6 protein-coding genes and 1 pseudogene are annotated in these 6,266 nt (G+C 65.3%); 5 read left to right on the plus strand and 2 right to left on the minus strand.

Features of this window, described 5'->3' with window-relative positions:
- The first annotated feature begins 176 nt into the window (after positions 1 to 176).
- From DVS29_RS36460 to DVS29_RS36480, 5 genes are all read left to right on the plus strand, one after another.
- The gene (locus tag DVS29_RS36460) at positions 177 to 941 is read left to right on the plus strand and encodes an amino acid ABC transporter ATP-binding protein (RefSeq protein ID WP_118186170.1); all 765 of its coding nucleotides are present in this window, start codon (positions 177 to 179) and stop codon (positions 939 to 941) included.
- A gap of 61 nt (positions 942 to 1,002) precedes the next feature.
- Positions 1,003 to 1,905 carry a polysaccharide deacetylase family protein gene (locus DVS29_RS36465; protein WP_118186173.1) on the plus strand — a complete coding sequence of 301 codons (903 nt, stop codon included), beginning with the start codon at positions 1,003 to 1,005 and terminating at the stop codon, positions 1,903 to 1,905.
- Positions 1,902 to 2,819, plus strand: a complete 918-nt coding sequence (locus DVS29_RS36470; RefSeq protein ID WP_118186175.1) for a polysaccharide deacetylase family protein — start codon at positions 1,902 to 1,904, stop codon at positions 2,817 to 2,819. Before DVS29_RS36465 ends, DVS29_RS36470 begins: the two co-directional genes overlap by 4 nt.
- On the plus strand, positions 2,816 to 4,213 hold the full coding sequence (locus DVS29_RS36475) for an MmgE/PrpD family protein (protein ID WP_240655994.1): 1,398 nt from the start codon (positions 2,816 to 2,818) through the stop codon (positions 4,211 to 4,213). Before DVS29_RS36470 ends, DVS29_RS36475 begins: the two co-directional genes overlap by 4 nt.
- 52 nt (positions 4,214 to 4,265) lie before the next feature.
- Entirely contained in the window at positions 4,266 to 5,138 is an 873-nt protein-coding gene (locus DVS29_RS36480) for an ABC transporter substrate-binding protein (protein ID WP_240655995.1), read from the plus strand.
- A gap of 21 nt (positions 5,139 to 5,159) precedes the next feature.
- On the opposite strand, the gene DVS29_RS36485 is transcribed toward DVS29_RS36480, so the two are convergent.
- The gene (locus DVS29_RS36485) at positions 5,160 to 5,981 is read right to left on the minus strand and encodes an ABC transporter substrate-binding protein (RefSeq protein ID WP_118186178.1); all 822 of its coding nucleotides are present in this window, start codon (positions 5,979 to 5,981) and stop codon (positions 5,160 to 5,162) included.
- A gap of 134 nt (positions 5,982 to 6,115) precedes the next feature.
- A pseudogene (locus DVS29_RS38285) lies at positions 6,116 to 6,266 on the minus strand (amino acid ABC transporter permease); the annotation flags it as partial.

Consider the following 6,266-nt stretch of genomic DNA (forward strand, 5'->3'; position numbering starts at 1 on the left):
GAACATCTACTACGCGAACGCGCGGGTCATCGAGCTGCTGATCGTCGCGGGCGTCTGGTATCTGGTGGTCGTCACCGTGCTGTCGATCCTGCAGGCACGCATCGAGCGCCACTACGCTCGCGGCGCGGGGCACCGGGCGGCACGCAAATGAAGCTTGTGAAATCGGAGAAACCGACATGACTGCCATCGCACGCGCCGTCGACATCCGCAAATCGTACGGCGACTTTCAGGCGCTCCACGGCATTTCGCTCGACGTGGCACAGGGCGAGGTGCTGTGCATCATCGGCCCATCCGGCTCCGGCAAGAGCACCTTCCTCAGATGCATCAACCAGCTCGAGCAGATCGACGGCGGCGCGCTGTGGGTCAACGGCGAGCTGGCGGGCTACCGTCAATCGGGCAACAGGCTCTACGAGCTGTCGGAGCGGCAGATCGCGCGTCAGCGTCTCGCCACGAGCATGGTGTTCCAGCGCTTCAACCTGTTCCCGCACAAGACCGCGCTGGAAAACGTGATCGAGGGTCCGGTGCAGGTGCTCAAACGCAGGCGTGCCGAAGCGGAGGAAGAAGCACGCGCGCTGCTCACGCGCGTGGGCCTCGGTCACCGGTGCGACGCGTTTCCGGTGGAGCTGTCCGGCGGCCAGCAGCAGCGCGTCGCGATCGCACGGGCACTCGCGATGCGCCCACAGCTGATGCTGTTCGACGAACCGACCTCCGCGCTCGACCCGGAGCTCGTCGGCGAGGTGCTCGCCGTGATGCGCGACCTGGCCACGAGCGGCATGACCATGATCGTCGTCACACATGAACTCGGCTTCGCCCGTGAAGTGGCCAACCGTGTGGTCTTCATGGATCAGGGGCGGGTGGTGGAGACGGGGACCCCCGAACAGGTGCTCTCGAATCCCCAGCATGCCCGTACCAGAGAGTTCATCTCGGCGGTGCTCTCATAGCCGGCACGCTCAGGCGAACGCAGCCGGAATCTGTCTCAACTTCGATCTGTAACAAGTCTCGATGAACGCATCTATTCGACGGCGTGGATCTCGCACGCCTGCAGTGCACGCACCGCGCTGGCCTAACGGTCGCCGGTCCTGTGTCGCGCTCGCTTTCGACCTCGACGGTCCGACGGGCGACGCGATGCTCGACGGCTCGATCTGGAACAATCCGTCGTACTTCATGCTGGGCAGCTACGGACCCTGGCGCGCGCTGGAGCGTCTGCTCGACCTGCTGAACGAGCGCGGTGTACCTGCCACGTTCTTCGTCCCGGCATGGGTGATCGAAAACTGGCCGCGCCAATGCGCGCGGATTCTTGAAGGCGGGCACGAAATCGCGTACCACGGCTACCGCCACGAAGCGTTCTGGACGCTCGACCGTGCGGGTCAACGCGACGTGATGGCGCGCTGCATCGACGTATTTTCGCGTTACCTCGGGATACGCCCGGTGGGATTTCGCACGCCCTCGGGCGACTGGAGCCCGGACACGATTCACGTGCTGATGGAGGCCGGCGTGCGTTATTCGAGTTCGATGCGCGGCGACGACCGGCCGTACCTGTTGCATGCGGAAGGCTTCGCCGCGCCGCTGGTCGAAATACCCGGACGCTGGGAACTGGACGACTACGCATCGCTTGCATATCACCGCAATCCGGATTTCCCGGCCAGCCTCGACCGGATCGCGAGCTACGACACGACGCTCGACAACTGGCGCCGCGAATTCGATGGCTCGCATCGGGACGGGCTCTGCCTCACAACGCTGTTCCATCCAAAGGTATCGGGAAAGCCGGGACGGATCGCGCTGCTCGAGCAACTGATCGAGCACATGCGCGAGCAGGGCGACGTATGGTTCGCCACGTGTCGCGACGTCGCGCAATGGTGGCTCGATGAAGCGGAATCGGTGCATACGCTGGAGTCTTCGGTATGACAGAACCTCGCTGGCCGGACCGCGCGCGATGCGCGGCGGTCGTCACGGTCGACTTCAACGACGTGCATGGCATCCTGACGCAGGAGCCGCGTATCGCAGGACGCGAGAAATCGCTGTCGGTATGGCGCTATGGCGCGAAGCGCGGTGTCGACCGCGTGCTCGATGCGCTCGAGGAATCCGACGTGCGTTCGAGCTGGTTCGTGCCCGGGTCTGTCGCGCAGACCCATGCGGATCTGCTGCAACGAATCGACGCGCAACGTCACGAGACCGGCACGAGCGGCTTTCGCTGCGAAAACTTCGACACGTTGACGCTCGACGAGCAGAAGCAGGCGTTTCACGCGGGCCGGCATGCGATCGAGGACAGACTGGGGCGCCGCGTGCAAGGGTTTCGTTCGCTGACCGGCAACTGGGCACCAGGCTTTGCGGGCTTTCTGCGCGACGAAGGCATCACCTGGTCGTCGTCATGGCGCGGCGACGATCTGCCGTACTTCCATCTGGACGATCGAGCTGTGCCCGCGGGCGTAGCCGCGCGGACCGATGCGCCGCAGCTTGTCGAACTGCCGTTGCATTACGAACTCGAAGACGAGCCATACTTCGTGTACAACCTGTCGCCTGCCGTCCCGGTCGGACAGCCGCGCATCGCGTCGTATCGCGAAGTCCTCTCGAACTGGAAGCAGGATTTCGCCGCGTTTCGCCGCTTCGGCCTGTGCTACGTGCTGAGACTGCATCCGGAAATCATCGGCACGGCCGGGCGCATCGACGTGCTGCGCGAACTGCTCGCGGAGATGCGAAGCCATGACGACGTGTGGTTCGCGACCGGCGCGCAGGTGGCGTCGTGGTGGCGCGAGCATGCCGACGGCAACGAACCGGGTCATCCGGTCGAAATCTTTGCCCGGCACCGGGAGAGCGCATGATGCGCGCGCGTGATCTGTCGTTGTCCGAACAGTTTGCCGCGTTCGTTGCCGGCCTCTCCAGCGACGCGATTCCGGCCAACGTCGTTCACAAGGCGAAGCGGCACATCCTCGACACGTTGGGTGCCGCCCTCGCGGGCGCGGCGGCTTCCGAGTCCCGCAGCGCCCTCGCGGTGATGGCGGCGGACGGGCAGGGGGACACGCTGGTGTGGGGCACGAAGCGCACCTTGGGTGCGCGCGGCGCGGCCTTCACCAATGGCGTGGCTGCGCACGCGCTCGAACTCGACGACGCCGGCGGCTGCGATCACTCGGGTGCGGTCGTGCTGCCTGCCGCGTTCGCGGCCTTGAGTTGCACGCCACGGCCGGTGCCCGGACGCGACTTCGTCGACGCGGTGGTGCTTGGCTACGACGTCGGCCGGCGCGTGCTCGAAGCGTGCGGCGGCTACTCGCCGCACAACGGCTATGGCTGGCACTCGACGATGACCTGCGGGGTGTTCGGCGCGGCCGCCGCGAGCGCGCGGATTCTCGGGCTCGATGCGGCGCAGACGGCCGCGGCGCTGGGGCATGCTGGAAGCTTCAGCGGCGGCTTGTGGGGATTCATCCACGACGCGTCGCAAACGAAGCGGATGCACACCGGCCGCGCGGCGGAGGGCGGCCTGCTGGCGGCGTTGCTCGCGCAGGCTGGCGTCAGCGGTCCGACGCAGGTCTTCGCGGACGCGTGGGGCGGTTTCTTCAACGCGTTCGCGCGTGACACGCGGGAGCCGCAGGCGCTGTTGCACGAACTGGGCGAGACATGGAAGATCATGCGCTGCTCGATCAAGCCGCATGCGTCCTGCCGCAGCTCGCATGCCGCCGTGGACGCGACGCTCGATCTGATCCGCGACCGGCCATGCGAAGTGGACGAGCTGCGAAGCGTGCACGTCCGCCTGAGCGCTTTCGTCGCGAAGATGTGCGGCGGACGGGAGTTGCGCAACCTGGCGTCGTCGCAGATGAGTCTGCCCTATGCTGTCGCGTCCGTGCTGGTGAATCGCCATGCGGGACTCTCTGCGTATCTCGAAGCGGCGCGGCTCGACCCGCGCATGACTGCGGTGATGAAGCGCATCACGCTCGAGATCGACCCGTCGATGTCCGATCTGGACGAACCGGTTATCACGCTGACGACGCTCGACGGTGCGTCGCGCTCGCGTCAGGTGCTGACACCGCTCGGCGATCCAGGCAATCCGCTGTCGGACGCGGCATTGCTGTCGAAGTATCGAACCCTGGCCGGCATCGTGCTCGACGGCGCGTCGACGAATGCGCTCGCCAGCATGACGATGGAACTGGACACGATTCCGGAAGCCCGCGCGATGCTGAACTGGATGAGCGGGGACGCGGAGGATAGACCGGTACTACGTTGAACGGTTGACCACCACCCGCACCGGCTTTTGACACTCACTGAAGGTACTCCCCATGAACAAGCTCAACACGCTATCCATCATGTCCCGCACGTTCCGCATGTCGCGCCTGACGGCGCTGTGTCTCTCGACGTTTCTGTTCGGCGCCGTCGCGCACGCGCAGGCGTTGCCCGACGCGATCGCGAAGTCGAAAACCATCAAGGTGGCCGTCAATGCGATCTATCCGCCGATGGAATACAAGGAGCCCGATAGCGGCGAGCTGGTCGGCTTCGACATCGACCTCGGCAATGCGATCGCGAAGCAGCTCGGTGTCAAGCTGGACTGGCAGGAGTCCGCGTTCGAACAGTTGCTGCCGTCGCTCACGACAGGGCGCGTCGATATGGTGCTGAGCGGCGTGAGCGACGTGCCCGGCCGACGCGACGCCGCGGATTTCCTCGACTACCTGAATTCCGGCGCGCAGTTCTATGTGCTCGCGAGCGCATCGGGCAACGCGATCCACCAGGCGGTCGATCTGTGCGGCAAACCGGTCGGCACGAGCCGCAGCACGTCGTTTCCGTCCGACACCGCCGCGTGGAGCGCGAAGAACTGCGCGGGCAAAACTCCGATCAGCGTGGTCGGCACCGAGGACACGTCGGCGGCGCGCATGCAGTTGAAGCAGGGGCGCATCGTGGCCGGCGTGCAGGGCAGCGAAACTTTGCCGTACGCGATGAAGCTCGAGCCGAACACGTACAAGCCGGTCGGCGAGCCGTTCGCGACATCGCCGGAAGGGATCGCTTTCGCGAAGTCCAATACGCAGCTGCGTGACGCCGTGCATGCCGCGCTCGACAAGCTGGTTGCCGATGGCACGTACAGCAGGATCGTTGCGAAGTGGGGGCTGCAGTCGAGCGCGATGCGTCAGGTGACGATGAACGGCGCCCCCAGCAATTGATCGATACCGGCGGGGTGACCGTTATCGGGTGACCTCGCCGTTCACCAAGGTCTTCTGGACCGCGTGGTCCTTCAGATCCCATTTCGCCAGCAACTTCGTGTAGATGCCGTCGGCAATGAGCTGGTCGAGCGCGCCGGCGAGGGCCTTCGAAAGCGCAGCGTTGTCCGTTGCGACACCGATGCCCGAGTACTGCGACGCGAACATCTTGCCGATCGGCGCGTAGGCATTCTCGTCGATGCTGTTCTGGTAAGGCAGCGTTTCGCCGCCTTGCACGGCTGCATCGATGCGGTTCTGGCGCAACTGCAGCCGCGCGTCGGCCGACCCGTCGGTGCCGACGACGACGACGGCAGGTTTGCCGGCCTTCACGCAGTACGCGTTGCTCCACGTCGCGATATCGTCCGGAAACGACGTGCGTCGGCTCGTGCCGACGTGCTTGCCGCAGAGCGCCGCCATGTCCGGAAAGTCTCCCGCCTTCGTTTTCAACGTGTAGAACTGCGGGCCGGTCTTGATGTAGTCGACGAAGGTGAGGGCGGTGCGGCGCGACGGAAGGTCGGTCATCCCGGACAGGATGATGTCGACGCGTTTGGTCGCCACAGCGTTCATCATCTGGTCGAAGCTCGTTTCCTGCCACTGGATCTTGACGCCGAGCTTCGCGGCGAGCGCTTCGCCGAGATCGACGTCGAAGCCAGCCAGCTTGTCGGTGGACGGGTCCTTGTATTCGAACGGCGGGTAGTTCGGCACGATGGCGGCAACGATGGGGTTCTTGACGGACTGTGCCATCGCTGACGTGGCGACGCCGACGGTCAGCGCGAGCGCGACGCTGGAAAGAATGGAGAGACGCATGATGGTTCCTGTAGGCGAAGAGGGTGGCGAACGGTGCGATCGGCATGGTGCAGATGCGGTCACGCGATCACGGCGGCGATGAAGTGCTGGATGGGTTTGTTCTGGGGGTGGGACAGTACCTGCTTTCCCGGGCTTCATTTGCGTGCCGCCTGGCGCCCCGCGCCGCGCGCGTAGTGGCGTTCGATGCGCGCCTGCAGGATCGACAGCACGGTGACGACCACCAGATACCAGACGCCCGCGACGATCAGCAGCTCGATGACCCGCGCGTTCGCGTAGTAGATGTTC

The sequence above is a fragment of the Paraburkholderia phosphatilytica genome (assembly GCF_003443895.1).
GTDB classification, from domain to species: domain Bacteria; phylum Pseudomonadota; class Gammaproteobacteria; order Burkholderiales; family Burkholderiaceae; genus Paraburkholderia; species Paraburkholderia phosphatilytica.